The 23,046-nt window shown below is 62.7% G+C and carries 20 protein-coding genes, 1 tRNA gene and 1 other RNA gene; 12 read left to right on the top strand and 10 right to left on the bottom strand.

Annotation, left to right across the window (positions count from 1 at the left end; all coding sequences use genetic code 11):
* Positions 1-85 precede the first annotated feature (85 nt).
* Positions 86-1,288: a CdaR family transcriptional regulator gene (locus CXY75_RS10405; protein ID WP_233201837.1), complete on the bottom strand. Its 1,203-nt coding sequence runs from the start codon at positions 1,286-1,288 to the stop codon at positions 86-88.
* A gap of 6 nt (positions 1,289-1,294) precedes the next feature.
* A complete protein-coding gene (gene aceE, locus CXY75_RS10400) occupies positions 1,295-4,021 on the bottom strand; it encodes a pyruvate dehydrogenase (acetyl-transferring), homodimeric type (RefSeq protein ID WP_104082740.1) in 2,727 nt (908 codons plus the stop codon).
* Between the two features lie 280 nt (positions 4,022-4,301).
* On the opposite strand from aceE, the gene CXY75_RS10395 reads away from it, so the two are divergent.
* The 8 genes from CXY75_RS10395 to rnpB all read left to right on the top strand — a co-directional run bounded on the left by CXY75_RS10395 (position 4,302) and on the right by rnpB (position 9,053).
* Positions 4,302-4,772, top strand: a complete 471-nt coding sequence (locus CXY75_RS10395; RefSeq protein ID WP_104082739.1) for a peroxiredoxin — start codon at positions 4,302-4,304, stop codon at positions 4,770-4,772.
* A gap of 81 nt (positions 4,773-4,853) precedes the next feature.
* A tRNA-Val gene (locus CXY75_RS10390) sits at positions 4,854-4,926 on the top strand.
* Between the two features lie 92 nt (positions 4,927-5,018).
* Complete coding sequence (locus CXY75_RS10385) at positions 5,019-5,708, top strand: GAF and ANTAR domain-containing protein (RefSeq protein WP_104082738.1); 690 nt, start codon at positions 5,019-5,021, stop codon at positions 5,706-5,708.
* 9 nt (positions 5,709-5,717) lie between these two features.
* Positions 5,718-6,431 (top strand): GAF and ANTAR domain-containing protein, encoded by a 714-nt coding sequence (locus CXY75_RS10380; RefSeq protein WP_104082737.1) that lies wholly within the window; start codon positions 5,718-5,720, stop codon positions 6,429-6,431.
* Between the two features lie 136 nt (positions 6,432-6,567).
* Positions 6,568-6,903, top strand: coding sequence for a hypothetical protein (locus tag CXY75_RS10375; RefSeq protein ID WP_104082736.1), 336 nt, complete (start codon positions 6,568-6,570; stop codon positions 6,901-6,903).
* Between the two features lie 91 nt (positions 6,904-6,994).
* Positions 6,995-7,813: a Nif3-like dinuclear metal center hexameric protein gene (locus tag CXY75_RS10370; protein ID WP_104082735.1), complete on the top strand. Its 819-nt coding sequence runs from the start codon at positions 6,995-6,997 to the stop codon at positions 7,811-7,813.
* 58 nt (positions 7,814-7,871) lie between these two features.
* Positions 7,872-8,609, top strand: coding sequence for a zinc ribbon domain-containing protein (locus CXY75_RS10365; RefSeq protein WP_104082734.1), 738 nt, complete (start codon positions 7,872-7,874; stop codon positions 8,607-8,609).
* A 48-nt stretch (positions 8,610-8,657) separates the two neighbouring features.
* An RNA gene (gene rnpB / locus CXY75_RS10360) (RNase P RNA component class A) lies at positions 8,658-9,053 on the top strand.
* A gap of 1 nt (position 9,054) precedes the next feature.
* On the opposite strand, the gene CXY75_RS10355 is transcribed toward rnpB, so the two are convergent.
* The 3 genes from CXY75_RS10355 to map all read right to left on the bottom strand — a co-directional run bounded on the left by CXY75_RS10355 (position 9,055) and on the right by map (position 12,764).
* Positions 9,055-10,353, bottom strand: coding sequence for a reverse transcriptase family protein (locus tag CXY75_RS10355; RefSeq protein ID WP_158251179.1), 1,299 nt, complete (start codon positions 10,351-10,353; stop codon positions 9,055-9,057).
* 759 nt (positions 10,354-11,112) lie between these two features.
* Positions 11,113-11,871, bottom strand: a complete 759-nt coding sequence (ppgK, locus tag CXY75_RS10350; protein WP_104082732.1) for a polyphosphate--glucose phosphotransferase — start codon at positions 11,869-11,871, stop codon at positions 11,113-11,115.
* A 29-nt stretch (positions 11,872-11,900) separates the two neighbouring features.
* Positions 11,901-12,764: a type I methionyl aminopeptidase gene (gene map / locus CXY75_RS10345; protein ID WP_104082731.1), complete on the bottom strand. Its 864-nt coding sequence runs from the start codon at positions 12,762-12,764 to the stop codon at positions 11,901-11,903.
* Positions 12,765-12,776: 12 nt separating this feature from the next.
* Here map and CXY75_RS10340 point away from each other — a divergent pair, with 12 nt between their 5' ends.
* Positions 12,777-12,965, top strand: a complete 189-nt coding sequence (locus tag CXY75_RS10340) for an SPOR domain-containing protein (RefSeq protein WP_104082730.1) — start codon at positions 12,777-12,779, stop codon at positions 12,963-12,965.
* Positions 12,966-12,985: 20 nt separating this feature from the next.
* On the opposite strand, the gene panB is transcribed toward CXY75_RS10340, so the two are convergent.
* A complete protein-coding gene (gene panB / locus CXY75_RS10335) occupies positions 12,986-13,867 on the bottom strand; it encodes a 3-methyl-2-oxobutanoate hydroxymethyltransferase (protein ID WP_104082729.1) in 882 nt (293 codons plus the stop codon).
* Between the two features lie 83 nt (positions 13,868-13,950).
* Here panB and CXY75_RS10330 point away from each other — a divergent pair, with 83 nt between their 5' ends.
* Positions 13,951-15,288, top strand: coding sequence for a glutamine synthetase family protein (locus CXY75_RS10330; RefSeq protein ID WP_104082728.1), 1,338 nt, complete (start codon positions 13,951-13,953; stop codon positions 15,286-15,288).
* A 39-nt stretch (positions 15,289-15,327) separates the two neighbouring features.
* Positions 15,328-18,411: a bifunctional [glutamine synthetase] adenylyltransferase/[glutamine synthetase]-adenylyl-L-tyrosine phosphorylase gene (locus CXY75_RS10325; RefSeq protein ID WP_104082727.1), complete on the top strand. Its 3,084-nt coding sequence runs from the start codon at positions 15,328-15,330 to the stop codon at positions 18,409-18,411.
* Between the two features lie 75 nt (positions 18,412-18,486).
* On the opposite strand, the gene glnA is transcribed toward CXY75_RS10325, so the two are convergent.
* Positions 18,487-19,911, bottom strand: coding sequence for a type I glutamate--ammonia ligase (glnA, locus tag CXY75_RS10320; RefSeq protein WP_104082726.1), 1,425 nt, complete (start codon positions 19,909-19,911; stop codon positions 18,487-18,489).
* A 144-nt stretch (positions 19,912-20,055) separates the two neighbouring features.
* Between glnA and CXY75_RS10315 the strand changes: the two genes are divergently transcribed.
* Entirely contained in the window at positions 20,056-20,484 is a 429-nt protein-coding gene (locus CXY75_RS10315) for an RDD family protein (RefSeq protein ID WP_104082725.1), read from the top strand.
* 62 nt (positions 20,485-20,546) lie between these two features.
* On the opposite strand, the gene CXY75_RS10310 is transcribed toward CXY75_RS10315, so the two are convergent.
* The 3 genes from CXY75_RS10310 to lipB are packed head-to-tail and all read right to left on the bottom strand — an operon-like array spanning position 20,547 to position 22,981.
* Positions 20,547-21,254 (bottom strand): DUF4191 domain-containing protein, encoded by a 708-nt coding sequence (locus tag CXY75_RS10310; protein ID WP_104082724.1) that lies wholly within the window; start codon positions 21,252-21,254, stop codon positions 20,547-20,549.
* Positions 21,255-21,314: 60 nt separating this feature from the next.
* Positions 21,315-22,304: a lipoyl synthase gene (lipA, locus tag CXY75_RS10305; protein ID WP_104082723.1), complete on the bottom strand. Its 990-nt coding sequence runs from the start codon at positions 22,302-22,304 to the stop codon at positions 21,315-21,317.
* Positions 22,301-22,981, bottom strand: a complete 681-nt coding sequence (gene lipB / locus CXY75_RS10300) for a lipoyl(octanoyl) transferase LipB (protein WP_104082722.1) — start codon at positions 22,979-22,981, stop codon at positions 22,301-22,303. Before lipB ends, lipA begins: the two co-directional genes overlap by 4 nt.
* Between the last annotated feature and the right edge of the window lie 65 nt (positions 22,982-23,046).

Below are 23,046 nucleotides of genomic sequence, written 5' to 3'. Positions count from 1 at the left end.
AGGGGAATGGGTGTGTAAATCGCACTAAGTATCCGGGAAACCTTTGTTCGTAACGGCACATTCGTGCCGTGCACACGCGCGACCGTCAGCGGCGACGGGTGGAAGCGTCGTGATCGCTGATCGAGCCGATGATGAGCGCCGACTGCAGGATGAGCGCCTCGCGGGCTCCCGTGGCGTCGTAGCCGATCACTTCGGAGACGCGTTTGAGACGATAGCGCACCGTGTTGGGGTGCACGAACAGTTCCCGGGCAGTCGCTTCGAGCGAGCGACCGTTATCGAGGTAGCACCACAGGGTGGTGAGTAACTCGGTGGAATGTGCCTGGAGCGGCCGATAGATGCGATGGATGAGTGTGGCTCGCGCGAGCGGATCGCCGGCCAGAGCGCGCTCGGGCAGCAGATCGTCGGCCTGCACCGGGCGAGGTGCATTCCGCCACGAGCGGGCTACGGCGAAACCTGCCAAGGCCGCCTTGGCACTTTTTGACGCGTCGACGAGGTTGGGAACCTCGTGACCGAGCACGAGATGCCCGGGTCCGAAGATCGGCTCCAGCGCCATGGCAATCTCCATGAAGGTCAACGCTGCCGCTGTGCCGACGTCTTCGCTGTTGACCGGCGCCGGGCGCGCCCGGCCGATCACGAGTACGAGACGGTTGCCCTGCACGCCAATGAGCACGTCGGCCGCCATATGGCGGGCGGCACGGCGTAACTGGTCGACGTCGAGCATGTGCGGCGTTGTGCCGACCAGCACACAGACTTCACCGTGACCGTGCCAACCGAGGGCCGCGATGCGGCTGGGCAATTCGTCGTCATATTCTCCGCTGAGAATGGAGTCGACGACGAGAGCTTCTAGCCGCGCGTCCCAGAGTCCGCGGGCCTCGGCGGCGCGCGCGTAGACATCCGCTGCCCCAAACGCGATCTCCCGCGAGTACAGCAAAATGGCTTCGCGCAGGGATTCCCCGCCGTCTTTGACCCGCTCCTCGACTACCTCGACGGTCACGCGGATCAGTTGTAGCGTTTGTTGCAGGCTCACCGAGCGCAGCAGCTCGCGCGGGGCGGCGCCGAAGACGTCGGCGGCGATCCACGGCGTTGACCGGGGGTCGTCGAACCACGAGATGAAACTCGTGATGCCGGCCTGGGCGACCAGGCCGACCGCAGACCGCCGTCCTGGCGGCATATCGCCATACCAGGACAGCGTGTCTTCGAGTCGTTTGAGCGTCTGGGTTGACAACTCACCGGAGATGGTGCGCAGCCAGTTAAGAGTCTGCTCTTTCGTCTTGGGCGCCGGTGCCACGGTTTCTTAGCTCTCGCCCCCGGCAGAGCCGGTGGTGCCCGCGCTCACATCGTGCAGGCGATACTTGGCGATTGCCTGGCCGGCCAGGCTCCGGTCGACCTCGCCGCGACGGGCGAGCAGCTCGAGGGTGCGCACCACCATTGACGGGCCGTCGATCTTGAAGAACCGGCGAGCGGCGGGCCGGGTGTCCGAGAAACCGAAGCTGTCAGCGCCGAGCGTTGCGAAGTCGCTCGGAACGAACTGCCGAATCTGGTCTGGCACGGCGTGCATGAAGTCTGACACGGCCACAAACGGGCCGCTGGCACCGGCGAGCTTCGTGGTGACGTACGGAATGCGCGGCTCGTCGTCGGGATTGAGAAAGTTGTGCTCCTCGGCGGCGAGGCCCTCGCGGCGCAGCTCGGTCCACGACGTGACCGACCAGACGTCGGCCGAAACGCCCCAGTCGTCGGCGAGCAGCTTGGCAGCTTCCAGCGCCCACGGCACGGCAACACCGGAGGCGAGCAACTGCGCCTTCGGTCCGTTCACGGTCGACTCGCTCACGCGGTGAATACCGTGCAGGATGCCATCCACGTCGACGCCTTCGGGCTCAACCGGTTGCACGGCCGGCTCGTTGTAGACGGTGATGTAATACATGACGTTCGGGTCGATGTGGGCGCCGCCGTACATCCGCTCGAGGCCGGCGCGCACGATGTGGCCGATCTCGTAGCCGTAGGCGGGGTCGTAGGAGACCACGGCCGGGTTGGTCGAGGCCAGCAGCGGCGAGTGTCCATCGGCGTGCTGCAGACCTTCTCCGGTCAACGTCGTGCGTCCGGCTGTTGCACCGATGATGAAGCCGCGGGTCATCTGGTCGCCGGCCGCCCAGAGGGCGTCCCCCGTGCGCTGGAAGCCGAACATGGAGTAGAAGACATACACCGGAATGAGCGGTTCACTGTGGGTGGCATACGAGGTGCCGACGTTGGTGAATGCTGCGGCAGCGCCGGCCTCGTTGATGCCAACGTGCAGAATCTGGCCCTGAGGGCTCTCCTTGTAAGACAGTAGCTGGGCATGGTCAACGGACGTGTAGTGCTGACCATTGGGGTTGTAAATCTTGGCGGTGGGGAAGAACGCGTCGATACCGAAGGTACGTGCCTCGTCCGGGATGATCGGAACGATGCGATTGCCGAAGTCCTTCGCTCGCACGAGCTCCTTGAGGAGCCGAACGAATGACATCGTCGTAGCGATCTCCTGCGTACCGGAACCCTTCTTGGAAACCTTGTAGGTCTCGTCGCCCGGCAGGTTCAGTTTGGCGTGCGTGGTGCGGCGCTCCGGCAGGTAGCCGCCCAGCGCACGCCGGCGCTCGTGCATGTACTCGATCGCCTCGTCCTTGGCGCCGGGGGTGTAGTAGGGCGGAAGGTACGGGTTTTCCTCGAGCTGGGCATCCGTAATCGGCACGTGCATGCTGTCTCGGAACGACTTGAGGTTCTCGAGGGTCATTTTCTTCATCTGGTGGGTCGCGTTGCGGCCCTCGAAGCTCGGACCGAGGCCGTACCCTTTGACCGTCTTTGCCAGGATGACGGTCGGCTGGCCCGTATGCTCCGATGCGGCCTTGAACGCCGCGTAGACCTTGCGGTAGTCGTGGCCGCCGCGTTTGAGGTTCCAGACCTCGTCGTCACTCAAGTGTTCGACCAGCTTGAGTGCGCGCGGGTCGCGTCCGAAGAAGTTCTCGCGCACGTAGGCGCCGCTCTCCGCCTTGTAGGTCTGGTAGTCACCGTCGGGCGTGACGTTCATCAGGTTGATCAGCGCGCCGTCGACGTCGTTCTTGAGCAAGTTGTCCCACTCGCGACCCCAGACCACCTTGATGACGTTCCAGCCGGCACCGCGGAAGAAGCTTTCGAGTTCCTGAATGATCTTGCCGTTACCGCGCACGGGGCCGTCAAGGCGCTGCAGGTTGCAGTTGATGACGAAATTAAGGTTGTCGAGGCCCTCGTTGGCGGCGACCTGCAGCTGGCCACGGCTCTCCACCTCGTCCATTTCACCGTCGCCGAGGAACGCCCAGACCTGCTGGTCGCTGGCATCCTTGATGCCACGGTTGGTCAGGTAACGATTCAGCTGCGCCTGGTAAATCGCGTTGATCGGACCAAGACCCATCGACACGGTCGGGAACTGCCAAAAATCGGGCATGAGGCGTGGGTGCGGGTACGAGGAGATGCCATCGGGGGCGTGTGACTTTTCCTGACGGAATCCATCCAGCTGGTTCTCGGTCAACCGGCCCTCGAGATAGGCACGGGCGTAGGTGCCGGGGGAGGCGTGTCCCTGAATGAAGATTTGGTCGCCACCGCCCGGATGATCCTGGCCACGAAAGAAGTGGTTGAAACCGACCTCATACAGGGCAGCGGATGACGCATAAGTCGCGATATGACCGCCGACGGCGATACCGGGGCGCTGCGCTCGGTGCACCAGAACGGCAGCGTTCCAGCGGATCCAGGCGCGATAGCGGCGTTCGATGTCCTCGTCGCCGGGAAATTCGGGTTCGTTTTCGGGAGCGATGGTGTTGATATAGTCCGTCGTCGGTACCATCGGCACGCCGAGATGCAATTCCTTCGAGCGTTTCAACAAAGTGAGCATGATCTCGCGCCCGCGCTGGTGGCCGTGTTCGGCAACGAGCGAATCGAGGGATTGTGACCATTCGGCCGTTTCCTCCGGATCGGAGTCGGCGTTGTTCGTCGAATACGGGTCCTGGTCGTTGACCGTCACAGTCGACCTCTCTCTGTGGTTGATGCAGCCTGTCGTTGATGCAGCCTGGGGTTGATGCAGCGATGATGCCCCGCGGCGTGAAGACAACGGTGGCAAGTGCCGTACAAGAGCAAGTTCGAGTGCAACCGGCGGCACCCCGTAAGCCTACTGATTTCGCCACTCGTGCGCGTACGGGAATAGACGCAGGGCAAAACAGGGGTGCTGTGCGTGCGAGCAGGCTGCGGGGCTAGAGTGTGTCACCGGCCGTACGTTGCGTGTTGCACCGAGGAAAGGATCGCTTATGGCTCTCGAAAATGACACCCAGGCACCCGATTTCAAGCTCATTAATCAGTTCGGCGAGACCGTTCAGCTGAGCCAGTATCGGGGGATCAAGTCCGTCGCCTTGGTGTTCTTTCCACTGGCTTTCTCTGGCATCTGTAGTGGCGAACTGTGCGAGCTGCGCGATAACCTGGCCCTGTTCGAAGACGGTGGGGTGGAACTCATCGGCATCTCGGTTGACTCCCGACATGCCCTGCGCGTCTTCGGTGAGCAAGAAAAATACACCTTCGACCTCGTGGCCGATTTTTGGCCCCACGGCGCGGTCGCGAAAGAATACGGCGTCTTTTTGGAAGACAAGGGTTTTGCTAACCGCGCAACCTTCCTCATCGACCCGAGCGGCATCATCCGTGCCAGTTTCATCACCGCGCCGGGCGAAGCCCGATCGCTCGACGCCTACCGGGCGGCGCTCGGACTGCTCGAGCCCGTTCTCTGAGTCTTTCCCAATCCCAGCCGTCCCTGAAGCCGTTCAGCCTGACCTATACTGAACAGACCCGGTGACTACGCGTCGTCGTCGGGGCCTTTAGCTCAGTTGGTAGAGCGCCACGTTTACACCGTGGATGTCATCGGTTCGAGCCCGGTAGGGCCCACAGAGTTTTCTCGACAGCATGTGATCGTGAGGTCAAATGAGACGAACGATGCAGGTGCGTCTGGGTTGGGTTCGTGCTCAGTGAATGACCGGGTGGCCTTCGGCGCCGCGGCCCTGCAATTGTCGCTCTCGTTTGAGAGCCACACCAGCATCTGCGACCCCTTTCTGCAGGTGCTGCCGGTCAACGCCGCAGCGGTATGCACACTCGGTGCGCCGTTTGGATCCGAGACGGTCTGCGCGAGCAACTCGATGGCCGCCCATTTTGATGAACTGCAATTCGACCTCGGTGAGGGACCGTCCTGGGCAGCGTTGGCCACCCGTCGAGCAGTTCTCGTCGACAATTTTCCTACGTCCAGAGGTACGACCTGGCCTGCGCTGATGAAAGCATCTGAACACAGCGGTGTGCACGCCGTGTACGCCTTCCCGCTCATTCTCGGGTCGCTCGAAATCGGCGCCGTTTCCCTGCATTCGAACCGTTCCGGTGGGCTGTCTCCCGCGCAAATTCTCGATGCTGAAGTGCTCGTAAACCTTACGGCTGTACAGGTTTTGCGTCGGTCCCTCACGTTTCAAACACTGAAGACGAATCTGGAAGATAATGAAGGATATTCGAGGCGTGTCGTTCACCAAGCGACCGGAATGGTTCTGGCTCAGCTCAATCTTTCCGCGGCAGACGCGCTTCTGATAATTCATGGACATGCTTTTGCTCATGGAAGAACTGTTCGGGAAGTCGCCTCAGATGTAGTGACACGTCGACTGGATTTTGCGTCGATTTCCGAGTCTTAGAATGGAAATATGGTGACAAAAAGTCGGGAAGGTCAACTCGTTGAGGCCTTCGTTACCCTGGCCGACACGCTCGTCGCCGGCTATGACATTGTCGACCTTCTGCACACGCTTGTCGAAAAATGCGCGGCCCTGCTAGACGCTTCGGCAGCGGGAATTATCCTGTCGGACGGCGACGGTGAACTCGAAGTTGTGGCGTCGACCAATGAACGCAGCCGCTTGGTCGAAATTTTGCAGTTGCGTTCGGGAAGCGGACCGTGCGTCGAGAGCTTCATAACCGGCCTGGCCGTAGCCATTCCCGACATTGAGCGCACGGGTGAGAAGTGGCCGAAGTTTCGCAGAGGAGCCCTCGACCAGGGCTTCGCGTCAATGCACGCCGTGCCACTACGCTTGCGCGCAACGACCATTGGTTCACTCAATCTCTTCTGGGATCGCACCGGCGGGTTGAGTGCGTCAGACACCAACACGGTGCAGGCGTTAGCGGATGTCGCCACCATCGGCATTCTGCAGGAGCGCGCGATTCGCGAAAGCGACATCGTGCGCCAACAACTTCAGCATGCGCTGAGCAGCCGGGTGCTGATCGAGCAGGCCAAGGGTGTGGTCGCGTACACCCACGGCGTACACATGGGGGACGCCTTCGACAGAATTCGTGAATATGCTCGCAATAACGGCCTCCCACTGGCCGAAGTGGCCAATCGCATCGTCAGTCGGGCCCTTACCCTCTGACCTGTCAACGCTCGACCCGGTTAGTTGGGAACTGACCGTGATTTACCGCCCAACCTAACAACACGGGCTTATACTCACTGTGGCCGCCCCGGACCCTGGCAGTACACGCACCAAACGTGAGCTTGCGAGGGAAATCATGAAACGTATATTTCATCCCGGTGGGTCAGTAATTACCGGCAGCGATCTCGCTGATGCCGTATTGCTCTACGCCGAGGCGCTCTGCAATCGTCGACAAGTCGACGTCATCGATATTCCGGTCATGGGCGACGACGGTCGACTGCTGCGCGCCCAGTTTCTGATCGGCACAGCGAGTCAGCTGGTCAGCGTCACGGCCGATACCCTGTCCCCAGAACTGGTCGAGCCAGAAACCACCGATTTTCTGCACCGCAAGGCCCAAACCGGCGCGATGATCCCGGCCGCCTGGACCCGCGAGGAGTCGGCCGCCGCACAGTTCGACGACTTCGACTACTAACCTCACCTTTCACGCTGGCACGGCATATCGGGTTACGTCGTGCCAGCGCGAGTTCGCCGCCGGGCGCCCGGTCTCCCGGTAGGCTGAACGGGTGTCATACTCGCTCGCCGACGTTACTCGCGTCGCCCACACCCTGTGGCCGCTGGACGGTGCCGAAGCATGGGATGCGCCGGGGCTTGTCAGCGGAGATCCTGCCCGGCCGATTCGAAGCATCCACTTGGCCGTCGATGCCGTAGCCGACACCGTCGATGAGGCCATCGAGGCTGGCACCGATCTGCTCGTGACGCACCATCCATTGCTGCTGCGCGGTGTCACGACCGTGGCGGAAGATGGTTACAAGGGTGCCCTGCTCAGTCGGCTGATTCGCGCAAACTGTGCCCTGCTCGCCGCGCACACCAACGCCGACGTCGTTGCAGAGGGCGTGTCCGACGTCATCGCCACCCGACTCGGACTGATCGACACGCAGCCCATCACCAGCAACGCTGCTCCGGGCACCGGCGTCGGACGAGTCGGTCGCCTAGCCGCGCCGACGACGCTCGGACACCTCGCCCACACCATGCTGGCACTGCTGCCAGCCACGGCGTCGGGAGTTCGGGTTGCCGGGGACTATTGCGCTGTGATCAGCACGGTCGCGCTGTGCGGTGGCGCTGGGGATTCCCTGTTGCGGCATCCGTTGGTGCGCTCGGCCGACGTCTACATCACCTCCGACCTGCGCCACCACCCCGCGCAGGAAGCGCGCGAGCAGGCGCTGTGCGGTGGCGGCCCGGCCCTCGTGGACGTCGCCCACTGGGCCAGCGAATGGCTCTGGCTCGAACCGGCCGCCGAACAGCTGCGCAAGGCCCTGCCGGGGGTGTCGGTCACGGTGAGCGAACTGAACACCGACCCGTGGGATTTTGCCATCGTGCGCTAGTCGTCAATTTTTCTTTTTTCGTCAATACAATTCAATTCCAGCGTTAGGTCAGGACATCGTGAAGGCATCACCACTCCAGCAGAAAGAACTTCTGCGGCTTCAGGCCCTCGACATCAAGGTTCTTCAGCTCAGTCATCAGTCAAAGTCGCTCGTCGAGCACACTGAATTGGCCGCTCTCAACCGGGAGGCTGAGGCCAGCCGCATGAAGCTGCTCGGCCGGTCGGGCGAGCTCGACGACGTGCGCACCGAATTGGGACGCATTGAGAGCGACGTCGAGGTCGTCGAGAAACGCATTGCTCGCGACACCGATCGCCTGCAGCAGACCTCGTCGATCAAAGATATTCAGGCCCTCGACTCCGAGGTCGCCTCGCTCAAGAAGCGCCTGTTCGATCTCGAGGAGATTGAGATTGCCGTTTTGGAGCGCCAGGAGGAGCACGAAGCTGCCGTTGCCGTGGTGGAGCAGGAACGCGACGCCATTGCCGTGCGGGTCGCCGCGACCGAGTCGGCACGCGATGAGGTGCTGGTTGACCTCACCCGTCAGCTCGGCGAGCTGACCCGGGATCGCGCCACGATTGCGGCCACCATCTCCGACGACCTCGCTGCCCTGTATGAGCGTCTGCGTATCAGCGGCCATGGCAACGCCGCTGCTCTGCTGCGCGCGCGTACGTGCAGCGGATGCACGATGACGTTGACCGGAAGCGACCTCGCCGACGTGCGTCAGGCGCCCGAAGACGAGGTCATCTTCTGCCCCGACTGTGGCGCAGTGCTGGTACGCACCGAAGAGTCCGGCATCTAGCGCCGGTTCGGCGTCGACCTGCCCGCCCGGTAAGCTTGAATCTCGGAATGGGTCGGCAAGACGGTCGCGTCATTCGTGAGATCTTCGGATCAAGCGGATGCCGAGGAACGTCCGGGCTCCACAGAGCAGGATGGTGGGTAACACCCACCCGGGGTAACCCGCGAGACAGTGCCACAGAAAGTAGACCGCCACTTGCGTCGCGCCTTCGGGAACGGCGTCGGTGGTAAGGGTGAAACGGTGGTGTAAGAGACCACCAGAGGCCAGGGTGACCTGGTCGGCTTGGTAAACCTCGTCCGGAGCAAGGTCAGACAGAAAGCGTTGAGGCGGCTCGCCGAGCTTTCGGGTAGACCGCTAGAGGGCTGCGGCAACGTAGTCACGAGATAGATGGCCGTCGACGGTGTGCAAACACCTGAACAGAACCCGGCGTACTAGCCGGCCCATTCCCTCACCAATGAATGCGCCCGAATTCGACGCGAAGTTTCTGGCCTCGCGCCGGGTTCACGGCCTCGAGCCAGGAGAGACGCCCTAACAGGTGGGAGCGAAAATCCGGATGTGCACCCTGGTTCTGTGAATCAGGACCGTTTACGACGCAATTGTGCAGGATCGCCTTCAACTCGTCGATGTCCCGGCGAGACATATTCGTATGCTTGTTCACGACAACGCCGGTCACGGTCTGTTTTAGGCTCGCTCCGCGCACCCGGGTCTTGTGTGAGTTCAGCGTGTGGCCCTCGGACGTGACAATACGGTCCACGCCGCGGACGAAGGCATCGGCTCGCCGGGCGAGCGCCCCGCCGCCGCTAAAAGCAAGGTCGTCGGCGTACCGTGTGTATACGGCGCCCGCGGCGGACGACCAGCCTTCCAATCGAGCGTCGAGACGACGGATGGCGAGATTTGCGAGCATGGGCGAAGATGGTGCGCCTTGAGGTAGATGAGTGGCGGCTAGCGCCTTGCGCAGCGCGAACCGTTCGTCGAGATTTCCACCCGGGGGCATGGCGGCGATGACACGCGGGGGAGCGGCCGTGGTGCACAGCCCGGTGATCGTGTAGGCAACGGTCTCGGGTATCCCCGCCCGGCGCAGTGTCCCGTAGACGCGGGCGCCGCTTACTCTCGCGAAGAAGGACGTGAGGTCGGCGGAGATCACGACGTTCTTGCCGGTGTGGCGTGAGGCGCCTGTTACAGCGCTGCGGCCGGGTACGAACCCGTGCGCCGCATCGTGGGTCGGGATGAATCCGAGGACGCCGACCAATAGCTTCCGCTGTGTGGCTCGAAGTCGAGAGCCAGGAATCTCCAGTAGCCGCGGCGTGCGTCCCGGGCGGAGTCGCCACTCGTAGCGATAGTGCTGAAGCGCTCCCGCTGGTGCCCGCCGATTCCAGTGCTTTGTATCGGCGAACCAATCGAGGTCACCAACCGACAGGTCGAGCAACCGGGCGAGGCCGGACACGGTGTCAAGGAGGGGTGCAGGAGCCGGAGCCTCCCTCCCTCTGCTCTGTGCAACAAGATGATGCGTCACTTGCAGCGGTGCTCCCCGTGCATCGGCCCGATCCACGGCGGCCCGAAAGGCGTCCGACCCGCTAATGACCGTGGTGAGTTCGCGCGAAGCGTCGTGCGGCGGCTCCCGGTAAGCCGCCAGTACGTCGCGCACAAGCGGCCCCAGCCAGCGGCGACGCGCTCCGAGCACAAGACTGCCCGCCGCTGAGAGTCTGGTCGCTGACCAGTCATCCGCCGCCAGGAAGGCTAATGCCAATGCAGTCGCGACTCCTTCCGAAGACGGATGTGGCCTCCGAGCGAGTACGAGCGCGGCTCGGGTTGCTCCCGTCCTCTGCCCGGCCGTCATCGAGTTGCCCCAAAACTAGCGGCAAGCGTGCGATGGCTTTCGGGCGACTCGTCCCTTCGTGCAGGCGCCGTGCTGCGCGGAGCGCAGAGACGCGCCTGCGGCGCTCGTTCACAGATGACCTTCGTGCCCCGGGGTAGCCCCGGAGAAGGCAGCACAACGCGTGTACCACCCGCCTCGCCCGAAAACCATCGCACGTGCGTCACCCTACCAAGCTGACAGGCAGTGATGCACGCCATCACAGGCCTTCGAGGCGCGCCCTAAGGTCCCGTCACCGGGACTGTCGGAGGGGTCAGCTTTCGCAACAGAATAGATAACACGCTCAGAGCCCGGTGGCCACCGCTGACACTGGTACGGCTGACTGCAACCGAGTCCTTCGCTCCGTGAGTTGAGGTCCGCTTTGCTGCAACGGGTTCCACCGACGCTTCGGTGGCGGTTAGAACGGTGTGCTGGCCCAGTCATGGGTGTGGCCTACCTCGCTGTGGCGCGCTTGGCTGGTGCAGCCGAGGAAGCGGCAGATGCCGCCGCGGATCTCGAGCGATTTCTTCAAAACGGCACGACCATCTCGGCGAAGTGGATGCGCTGCTGACTGCCGTCCTCCGCCGCCGATAACTCGCGGCCAGCGCACTTTTTTCCGCCCAAGCGCGAGGCCCTCCGGTGAGCACGCCAGAACTAGCCGGGGAATCGGGCGGCGAGGGCTGCCGCACCGAGGATTCCGGCGTTGTTGCGGTGCACGGCCGGAATGATTCTGGTTTTTAGGCGCAGCAGCGGCAGAAAGTCCTCGTAGTGTTTGGACACCCCGCCGCCCACGATAAACAGGTCGGGGGAGAACAATAGCTCAAGGGTCGTGTAGTACTTCTGCAGGCGTACCGCCCATTTGTCCCAGGTCAGGTTCTCGCGTTCCTTGGCCGAGTATGCCGCCCGAGTCTCATAATCGTGACCATCGATTTGCAGGTGTCCGAGTTCCGTGTTGGGAACCAGCACGCCATCATTGAGCAGCGCCGAACCGATGCCAGTGCCGAGGGTCGTCAGCAGCACGACGCCGGCGACGTCCTTCGCCGCCCCGAACTGCGCTTCGGCGTAACCGGCGGCATCCGCGTCATTGACGAAATGAATGGGAAGGCCTAAGCCCTTTTCAAATAACGCCTCGGCCGGCAGACCGATCCATTTCGACGACACGTTTGCCGCGGACATGGTGTGGCCGTTCTTCACGACGGCGGGAAAACAGACGCCAACCGGTAGATCGCCGACGCCAGCAGAGACGGTGGCGAGCAGGGTGCGCGTTGTCTCGACGATGTCTTGCGGTCGACCACCCTTGGGAGTGGGCAGCTTCACCCGGTCCGAGAGCAGTTCACCGGTCGACAGATCGACCACAGCCCCCTTGATGCCGGTACCACCGATGTCAATGCCGATTGCCGTCGTTGCAGTCATGTACTGAACCTATCTGGTCGAGAGCGAGGTCAGGGCAGGGTCAGAATTTCGGCGCCACGTTCGGTCACCACGAGGGTGTGTTCGAACTGCGCCGTCATGCTGCGGTCGCGGGTCAGAACCGTCCAGTCGTCATCCCAGATGTCCCAGTCGCTCGTGCCGAGGGTGAGCATCGGTTCGATCGTGAAGACCATGCCGACCTCCATCACGGTGTCGTACTGCGGGGCGTCGTAGTGTGGAATGATGAGTCCGGAATGAAAGGCCTCACCGACGCCGTGCCCGGTGTAGTCGCGTATCACGCCATAGTTAAACCGCTTGGCATACGACTCGATCGTGCGACCAATGACGTTGACCTCCCGGCCGGGTGCGACGGCCTTGATGCCGCGGGCGAGGGCCTCCCGCGTGCGCTCGACCAGCAGGGTGACCTCCGCGCTCGCTTCGCCGACGACGAATGTGACGTTGCTATCGCCGTGCACGCCGTTCTTAAATGCGGTGATGTCGATGTTCACGATGTCACCGTTGTCCAGCACCGTGTTGTCGGGGATTCCGTGGCAAATGACCTCGTTTACCGAGCTGCACAGCGATTTCGGGTAGCCGCGGTAGCCGAGCGTCGACGGGTAGGCATCGTGCGCCACCATGAAGTCGTGCCCGATCCGATCGAGCTCCTCGGTGGTCACACCGGGCACGATCGCCGCGCCGACGGCGGCAATGGCCTGGGCAGCGATACGACCGGACTCACGAATGAGCGCGATCTTGTCCGGTGAATAAATATTAGAGCCGGTGTATTCTGCTGGCCCCTTCTTGCCCACGTACTCGGGGCGAACGATATGAGAGGGAACGGAACGCGTCGCTGAGACCGTTCCGGGGACGAGGTGACCGATTGAATCCTTAGGCATAGGATCAAGCTTATGGCCGAGGATAAAGAACACGCATTCTGGTACAACATGCGCACCGGTGAAGTGGAGCACGGCCTGCAGTCGTCGTCGCTCGATCGGGTCGGCCCCTTCACTACCCGTGACGAAGCAACACACGCCCTCGAGAAGCTGCGCGCGAACAGCGCTATGTGGTCAGAGGACGACGCACGAGACGCTCGCTAGAGCATGGACTGAACGGCCCGCTACTCGTAGCTGTGCTCTGGAGCCGGGTAGGCGCCGGAGGCGACATCGGCGGTGAACCGTTGCACGGCCTCCGTCAGTACCGATCTCATGTCGGCGTATTGGCGCACAAACTTGGGCACCCGACCGCTCGTCATTCCGGCGAAATCGGTCCAGACCAGCAACTGACCGTCAACGGACGGTCCGGCACCGACCCCGATAGTGGGGATCGACAGTTGTGCGGTCACGAGGGCAGCGACCGAAGCCGGCACCATTTCGAGCACAACGGCAAAGGCACCGGCCTCCTGCACAGCCAGGGCGTCGGCGATCAGGGCCTCGGCGGCGTCACCGCGGCCCTGAATGATGTGGCCGCCGAGTCCGTGCTCGCTCTGCGGGGTGAAGCCGATATGCCCCATCACCGGAATACCGGCCGACACGATTCGACGAATCTGTTTGTGGCTGCGCTGGCCACCTTCCAACTTGACGGCGTGCGCCTGAGCCTCTTTCATGAATCGCACGGCCGTGGCAAGGGCCTGATCCGGTCCGCTCTCATACGAGCCAAAGGGCATGTCCGCGACGACGAGTGCGCGGGTGACGGCTCGGGCCACGGCACGGGTCAGCGGAATGAGCTCGTCAACGGTGACGGGCAGGGTGGTCTCGTAGCCGTAGACGTTATTTCCGGCGGAATCGCCCACCAGGAGAAAATCGATACCGGCCGCATCGAAAATCTGTGCCGTGAGCATGTCGTAGCTGGTCAGACCCGTAATCGGGATGCCCTGCAGTTTGGCGTTCTGAAAATGTCTGGTGCGCACCCGCTTGGGGCCAGCTGGTGCCTGTCTGGATGAATGCTGAACCGACACGTCGGCGGGAGGGACCGTGGGCTCTGGCGCTGTCAACTCTGGCATGCCACAAGTGTAGTCAGGCAAGGAAACCTGATTGGAGCCAGTAGCCTAGACAGTACCTGTTGGAGCAATGAGAAAGAGCGTGAATGGACAAGCAGCGCGACTTCGTTCTTCGGACCATCGAGGAGCGAGGAATCAAGTTCGTGCGTCTCTGGTTCACCGACGTCGTCGGTACCCTGAAATCGGTTGCGATTGCGCCCGCCGAGGTGGAGGGTGCCTTCAATGAGGGCCTGGGGTTTGACGGTTCGGCCATCGAAGGCCTGACCCGATCCTTCGAAGCGGATGTCCTGGCTCACCCCGACCCCACCACTTTTCAGATTTTGCCCTGGCGCGGTGAGGTCGATCCGACCGCCCGCATGTTCTGCGACATTACGACGCCCGACGGGCAGCCGGCCGTGGCTGACCCGCGCAACGTGCTCAAGCGCACCCTCGCGAAGGCGGCTGACCGCGGCTTCACCTTCTATACCCACCCAGAGGTCGAGTTCTACCTGCTCAAGTCGTCGAAGTTCGGCAAGAACGGGCCGACTCCGGTCGACTCGGCCGGCTACTTCGACAACGTTCCCGGCGGCACAGCGCACGACTTTCGACGCCGCTCCGTGCGCATGCTCGAAGACCTCGGCATCTCGGTAGAGTTCAGCCACCACGAAGCCGGGCCAGGTCAGAACGAAATCGACCTGCGGTACGCCGATGCGCTGACCACGGCGGACAACATTATGACCTTCCGCACGGTGGTTAAAGAAGTGGCCATTGAGCAGGGCGTTTACGCGACTTTCATGCCCAAGCCCATGTCTGAGCACCCTGGTTCGGGGATGCACACCCACCTGTCCCTGTTTGAGGGTGACTCCAACGCGTTCTTCGAAGCCGGCGCTCAATACCAGCTATCCAAAATCGGTCGTCAGTTCATCGCCGGACTGCTCAAACACGCCCCGGAGATCACCGCGGTAACCAACCAGTTTGTTAACTCCTACAAACGGCTGTGGGGCGGCGACGAAGCACCGAGCTTCGTCTGCTGGGGCCACAACAATCGCTCAGCACTCGTGCGAGTGCCGCTGTACAAGCCCAACAAGGGGCAGAGCGCTCGAGTCGAGTACCGGGCGATTGACTCAGCAGCAAACCCGTACCTGGCCTACTCACTGATGCTCGCAGCGGGCCTCAAGGGCATCGAAGAGGGCTACGAGTTGCCGCCAGAAGCCGAAGACAACGTCTGGAGCCTGAGCGATTCCGAGCGCCGTGCCTTGGGTTACACGGCGCTTCCGGCCAGCCTTGACCACGCCATTCAATACATGGAGGAGTCCGAACTCGTAGCGGAGACGCTCGGCGAGCAGGTCTTCAACTATGTGTTGCTCAACAAACGACAAGAGTGGCGCGACTACCGGTCGCAGGTCACCCCGTTCGAGCTGAGAAAGAATCTGGAGATGCTCTAACTCGTTGAGTTAGGTCGACAACCGAAGGAACCACACGCGATGGAGCGCACGCAGTTAACCCTGACCGAGCTCGTGCGGGTTGGATTCGTCGACCTCGCCGAGGTGCGCGGCCGGCTCGACGAGGTCGCCGAGCTCGGGAAGAATAGCCAGCACAGTCGGTCGTCGCCGAACGATTGGGTCACCGATACCCGCACTCTGCTGCCGCTGCTGACCGGGGCGGCGAGTCCGGATGCAGCGCTCCTCGCTTTGGTGGAGCTGCTTCGGCAGGACTCAGCTGAGCTGTTCCACCTGCTCGGCTCACCGGCGGCGACCGCACGCCTGCTCACGGTTCTTGGCGCCTCCAGTGGGCTCGCCGAATTCTTTCTCCGGCATCCGGAGGAGTTGTCCGTTTTGACGGCTCCTCTGGTCGTCTTACCGGACGCCCCCGAGCTCGTCGCCGATCTGCTGGATGCCGTTGGCGCGTGCGATGGATTCTCCCAGCTGGTCGACGATGCCGCCTGGGTCGCCCTGCGGGTTCGCTACCGCCGGCGGCTGGCCCAGCTCGCAGCCTTCGACCTCGAACAAACCGATCCGGTCTCCGGACTTGACGGCATTGCGCGCACACTGTCCGACCTCGCAACGGCGGCGCTCGAAGCAGCCCTCACCGTTGCCCGCACCATGTCAAGCGGTGACACCGTCGGCCGCGGCGTCTTTCCAACCGAGCAGGTACGGGCCACCAAACTGGCCATCATCGGCATGGGCAAAGCCGGCGCCGGTGAACTCAACTACGTCAGTGATGTCGACGTGATCTTCGTCGCCGACGGCGACGACTCGGCCGGGCTCGACAGCTCCCGCGCCGTCGAAATCGCCACCCGGCTGGCCGTGCTGATCATGCGCGGCCTGAACGAGTCGGGCGTCGAGCCCGAGCTCTGGGAGGTGGACCCCAACCTGCGCCCGGAGGGCAAGAGCGGCGCCTTGGTACGGTCGATCGAATCGCACCTGGCCTACTACGATCGCTGGGCCAAGAGCTGGGAATTTCAGGCCCTGCTGAAGGCCCGCACCCTCGCCGGGGACAGTGAGCTCGGCACCCGCTATATCGATGCCGTTACCCCCAAGGTATGGAGCAGCGCGAGCCGGGAAAATTTCGTCGAATCCGTGCAGCGGATGCGAGAACGGGTCACCGATAACATCCCCGATGATGAGGTGGATGTGCAGCTCAAACTCGGCCCCGGAGGCCTGCGCGATATTGAGTTCACCGTGCAGCTGCTGCAACTCGTGCACGGCCAGACCGATCCAGAGGTACGCCAGGCCGGTACCCTGCCAGCACTGACGGCCTTGGCGACGGAGGGTTACGTCGGACGTGCCGAGGCGACCGAATTCGCCCAGGACTACCGCATGCTGCGCCTGATGGAGCATCGGTTGCAGCTGCAGAAGCTGCGGCGCACCCACCTGGTTCCTCGCGATGAGGCGAACCTGCGGGTACTGGCTCGTGCCACCGGCTTGGCGACGAGTGCCGCCGGGCTGACCATCCGCTGGTCAGAGACCAAACAACGCGTGCGCGGCTTGCACGAACGGTTGTTCTATCGCCCCCTGCTGTCGGCCGTGGCGTCGCTGTCCGCCGAGGGGCTGAACCTGACCAGCGCCCAGGCTGAGGCGCGTCTAGCCGCCATCGGCTTTCGCAACACCACGGGTGCGCTCGCGCACATCAGTGCCCTGTCGGGCGGAGTGTCGCGCCGGGCCGCGATCCAGCGTCACCTGCTGCCTGTGCTTTTGCAATGGTTCTCGCAGGGCGCGGATCCCGACTATGGGTTTCTTGCCTTTCGGCGACTCAGCGACAACCTGGGCTCTACTTACTGGTTTCTGCGCATGCTCCGGGACTCGTCTGGCGCCGCTGAACGACTCACTCGCGTGCTATCCGGCAGCCGGTATATCGGCGAACTGCTCGAGAAGATTCCCGAAGCTGTGGCCTGGCTCGAAGACGAGAACGACCTGCAACCGCGGCCGCTCAAGGCGTTGCAGGACGAGGCTAGGGCTGTGCTCGGCCGGCACGAAAGTCCGGATGCTGCCGCCACAATTTTGCGCGCCGCCCGGCGCCGCGAAATGCTCCGGCTGGCCTTCGCCTCGCTCCTCGGTCAGATCAGGCTCGACCAGCTCGGCCAGGGCCTCACCGACGTGAATGCGACCTACATTCAGGGTGTGATCGCCGCCATTCGTGGGGGAGAACTCGTCGATCAGAGCGAGGCTGGGGCATCCGTTTCACCGGATGGAATCGAGTTCGCGGTGATTGGCATGGGCCGGTTCGGCGGCGCAGAGCTTGGTTTCGGCTCCGATGCCGATGTTATGTACGTGTTTCGCCCCGGCACCGTCACCGGTGAAGCCGCCAACGAACGGGCCCGGTTCATCGTGCGGGAACTGAACCGCCTGACCGACGACGCTCGCCTGCCGTTGGATCTGGACATTGGATTGCGTCCAGAGGGTAGCAACGGCGCCGTGGTGCGGTCGTTGGAGTCCTACCAGGCCTATTACCGCCGCTGGTCGCTGACCTGGGAAGCTCAGGCGCTACTGCGCGGACGCGGAGTCGCCGGTGACGCAGCGCTACTGCGCGATTTTGCGGCCGTCGCTGATGAAGTGCGGTATCCGAGCGCAATCAACGAGCAAGCCGTTCGCGAAGTGCGCCGCATTAAGGCCAGGGTGGAGAACGAGCGCCTGCCCCAAGGCGCCGACCCGAACCGGCACCTCAAGCTGGGCCGTGGGTCGCTCAGCGACGTCGAATGGCTCGTACAATTGCTTCAGCTGCAGCACGGCGCAGCTATTCCGGCGTTGCGCACGACATCGACGCTGCACGCGCTGGCGGAGGCGGTTGCAGCGGGTTTGCTATCGGCAGCGGATGCCGCGGTGCTGCGCGCCGCCTGGCTCTTCGCGTCCCGCGCCCGGTCGGCCATCACGCTGTGGACCAATCACACCTCCAACGTGCTTCCGACCGATCGAGCAGCCCTCGAGGGCATAGCACGGGTCATGGAATATCCGCCGGGGTCTGGCAACCAGCTCGAGGATGACTACCTCTCGGTAACCCGGCGGGCCCGCGCGGTGTTTGAGCGCTTGTTCTACGGCCCCATTGAGCGGCCGGGCCCTACGGTCGGCTAAACCGGCCGCCACTCCAGGCACCATGCAACGAAAAGGACCGCATCCGAGGATGCGGTCCTTTTGCACACGTAGGGCTTAAACGCCGTAGTACAGTTCGAACTCAAACGGGTGCGGGCGCTGGGCGAGCGGCTTGATCTCGTTTTCGCGCTTGTATTCGATCCAGGTTTCGATCAGTTCCGGCGTGAACACGTTTCCGGCCAGCAGGAAATCATGGTCGGCTTCGAGGGCCTGCAGTGCTTCCTCGAGCGAGGCAGGAACCTGCGGGATATTCTTGGCTTCTTCGGGCGGCAGCTCGTAGAGGTCCTTGTCGACGGGCTCGTGCGGTTCAATCCGGTTCTTGATTCCGTCGAGGCCAGCCATCAGCTGCGCGGCGAACGCGAGGTAGGGGTTACCAGACGCATCGGGAGCGCGGAACTCGATGCGCTTGGCCTTCGGGTTGGTACCGGTGATCGGAATGCGGATCGCGGCCGAACGGTTTCCGGCCGAGTAGACCAGGTTGACCGGGGCTTCAAAGCCGGGAACGAGGCGGTGGTAGGAGTTGACCGTGGGGTTGGTGAAGGCGAGAACGGCCGGGGCGTGCTTGAGCAGCCCGCCGATGTACCAACGGGCCACGTCGGACAGTCCGCCGTAGCCGGCCTCGTCGTAGAACAACGGCTTGCCGTCGGCCCAGAGCGACTGGTGGGTGTGCATCCCGGAGCCGTTGTCACCGAATAGTGGCTTGGGCATGAAGGTGGCGGTCTTGCCCCAGTCGTGCGCGGTGTTCTTGACGATGTACTTGAACTTCAGCAGGTCGTCGGCCGCGTGCACCATGGTGTCGAACCTGTAGTTGATTTCGCCCTGGCCGCCGGTGCCGACCTCGTGGTGGCTGCGTTCCAGGATGAATCCGGCGTCGATCAGCTTGAGGCAGATGTCGTCGCGCATGTCGGCGTGCTGGTCGACCGGGCTGACTGGAAAGTATCCGCCCTTGAACGGAGTCTTGTTGGCGAGGTTTCCGCCTTCTTCCTTCCGGCCGGAGTTCCAGGCGCCTTCGCCAGAGTCGACGGAATAATAGCTCGTGTGCTGGTTCACTTCGTAGCGCACGTCGTCGAAGATGTAGAACTCGGCTTCGGAGCCGAAGGACGCCGTGTCGCCGATGCCGGTGGATGCGAGGTACTTTTCGGCCTTTTTCGCTACCTGACGCGGGTCCTTGGAGTAAATCTCGCCGTTACGCGGGTTGTAGATGTCGAACAGCATGATGAGGGTGCGCTCGGTGCGGAAGGCGTCGATGTAGGCCGTCGACACGTCGGGGATGAGCTGCATGTCCGATTCGTGGATGGACGCGAAACCGCGAATCGAGGAACCATCGAACATCTGACCGACGGTGAAGAACTCCTCATCGACAGTGGATGCCGGGATGTTGAAGTGCTGCTGCACGCCGGGAAGATCGGTGAAACGGATGTCAAGAAACTTGACGTCCGTATCCTTGATGAATTTGAGCACTTCGGACGAATCGCGGAACATGCGGTTTAACTCCAGACGACGAGGGCGTGGATACGGCCGAATCGGACACATCGGCTTTACTGAGGTTAGTGGCGCTGAGTTACTTATCCGTGACGCTTATGTTTCACACATGTTACGGGGGCATCTGATCGGTAGACTCATCGAGTGTCAGACTCCCACTCCCGCCCGAACACTTTTGGCCAGGTTCCGCCCAGCGCGTGGCCGGGGCAACGCCTTGGATTACCCCAGGTCGGGCCGAGTTCGATCGGTCGGCCTGGGCGACGAATTCTGGGCTTTGCCATCGACTGGGCCATCGCGATCGCGGTGTCGGCGACCTTCTTTCACTATGATCCGTTCGCGAACCTGATCATCTTCGTCATCATGCAGATCGTGTTCATTCCGACGATTGGGGCCAGTATCGGCCACCGCCTCGTTGGCCTGCGGCTGATTTCCATTCACGGTGGTTGGGTTGGTCTGTGGCGGCCCGTCGTGCGTTCGCTTCTGCTGGGAATCGCCTTTCCCGCGCTGGTGTGGGACTCGGATCAGCGCGGTTTTCACGACAAGATCGCCGGAACGGCGCTCATCCGTCGGTAGCTCTGATCTACAACGCAGGGCCGGACGCTTTCGCGTCCGGCCCTGCGTTGTCTGGTCTACGGTTAACCGCGCTGTGGGCGCGCCTTCATCGGGTCAACACCCTTGGGAATAGGCAGTTTCGTACCCATCGAATTCAACCGATTGTTGACGGCGAGAACCTCGGCCTTGGTCAGCGTTGGCTTGATCCGGGTCAACCGGCGGGCGAGCTTGTGTAGCGGCACAGCGTCTTCGTCCGGTCCGACCGAAATGACGGTCACGCCAACGTTGCCGCCGATGCGCACGATCTTGCGCTTTTCCTCGTCGAGCATGCGGGCAGTGCGTGTTTTTGGTCCCTCGCTGATCAGGACGACACCGCCACGCCCAACGGCGCGGTAGACCGCATCTTGGGTCTTGCCGTTGACGGCGACCGGCATTTCACTGCCGACCCACCCACGCTTGAGCGAGCTGCGCAGCACAGCCCCGACGGCGCCGGGCTGACCCTCAATCTGCGAATAGGCGGCCTTCTCGGCGCGCCGCCCCAGAATGATGAGCATCGCCAGAATTCCGGCCAGCACGCCGGCAACGATCCACAGCACCATCGTGAAAACGTTGCTGCCGGGGATGAGCAGGGCCAGAGCCAGGCTGACCAGAACGGGGATGAGGAAGGCCAGAACCAGAATCCACACGATATTCGAGTCATATCGTCTCGTCATCTGGAAAACCTGCCACATTTGCTTCAAGCGGCCGGGCTGTTTCGGTTTTTTGGGGGTCTTTTCCTTGCTGCGTGCCATGGGTATAAGACTACCTAGTCACCCCAATGCCGCGTGACCGAATTCGCATTTGCTCTCGCATCATGACGCGGCCTGGGCAAAGCCGAGCTGGGCATCCGCAAGCTGGCGTAGTTCGGCCGGAATCTCGCGACCGGTAGCGACCATGGACTGGGCCCACAGTCGGCCGGCACGATAGGACGAACGCACCAGCGGACCGGACAATACGCCGAGAAAGCCGATTTCCTTTGCTTCCTCGTTGAGCTCGACGAATTCCTCCGGGCGTACCCAGCGGGCGACGGGCAGGTGCCGGGCGCTCGGCCGCAGGTACTGCGTGATAGTGATGATGTCGGTGCCGGCGTCATAGAGATCGTGCAGAGCCTGGCTGACCTCTGCGCGTTCCTCGCCCATCCCCAAGATGAGATTGGACTTGGTGATCAGGCCAGCGTTGCGTCCCTGAGTGAGCACGTCGAGCGATCGGTCGTAGCGAAAGGCGGGGCGGATACGTTTGAAGATGCGTGGCACAGTCTCCACATTGTGTGCGAACACCTCCGGCTTGGCCGAAAACACCTGCGCGAGATGCTCCGGGTTGCCGGAGAAGTCGGGTACCAGAATCTCAACACCGGTACCGGGACTCTGCTGGTGGATCTGGCGGATGGTTTCGGCGTAGAGCCAGGCTCCTTCATCGGGCAAGTCATCCCTGGCCACACCGGTCACGGTGGCGTAGCGCAGGTTCATCGATACGACCGATTCGCCGACCCGGCGTGGTTCGTCGGTGTCATAGTCGGCGGGTTTGCCGGTGTCGATCTGGCAGAAGTCGCAGCGCCGCGTGCACTGCGAGCCGCCGATCAAGAAGGTCGCCTCGCGGTCCTCCCAGCATTCGAAGATGTTGGGGCAACCCGCCTCCTGGCAGACCGTGTGCAAGTTCTCGCTCTTGACCAGGCTCTGGAGCTTTTGGTATTCCGGTCCCATCTTGGCGACGGTCTTGATCCAGGAGGGCTTGCGTTCAATAGGAGTTTCGGCGTTACGAATTTCCAGGCGCAGGAGTTTGCGGCCTTCGGGTACTGCACTCATGCGTGTGTCCTGACGGGGTTCGAGGTGACGGTAGACGGGCTGGCCGGATTGAGAGCGACCGTGTTACGGAAGGCGGTGGTGATCGGGTCGATCAGTTCGCTCGGGTCGATCGTGCGTCCCAGTACGCGTGACATCGTGGTCACTCCCGCATCGCGTATTCCACAGGCGATGATGTGTTCGTAGGGCTCGAGGGAATTGCTGCAGTTGAGCGCGAAGCCGTGCATGGTGACGCCCTGGGCGACGCGAATTCCGATGGCGGCAATTTTGTCTTCGTGTCCGGCCGATCCGACCCAGACGCCGGAGCGTCCGGGTACCCGAACGGCGTCGATGCCGAAGTCGGTCAGCACCTCGATCAGCGCGCCCTCGAGGGCGCGAACGTAACCGACAACGTCGATCGGTTCTGCCAGGTGCAGGATGGGATAGCCAACCAGTTGCCCGGGTCCGTGCCAGGTGATTTTGCCGCCGCGGTCGACATCAATCACCGGAGTGTCGTCGATGGGGCGTTCCTCCGGCAGGGTGCGTTTACCTGCCGTGTACACGGCGAGATGCTCCAAGAGGAGAACGGTGTCCGGAAGCTCTCTGGCGACGACGGAACGGTGGACTGCGCGTTGGAGCTCTAGGCCCTCAACATACGGCACGGAGTTGGCGCTTAGCCCCGCGACGACAAAGTCGAGCATCTGCACAGTCTAGGGGTCTTGGGCCGCGGGCGCACCAGCGGCATCGGCAGCGGCATCGGCATACA

Source organism: Cryobacterium sp. Y11, from assembly GCF_002929535.1.
Taxonomy (GTDB): domain Bacteria; phylum Actinomycetota; class Actinomycetes; order Actinomycetales; family Microbacteriaceae; genus Cryobacterium.
Note: the sequence above shows the minus strand (reverse complement) of the source record. Positions and strands in the feature narration are given on the sequence as shown.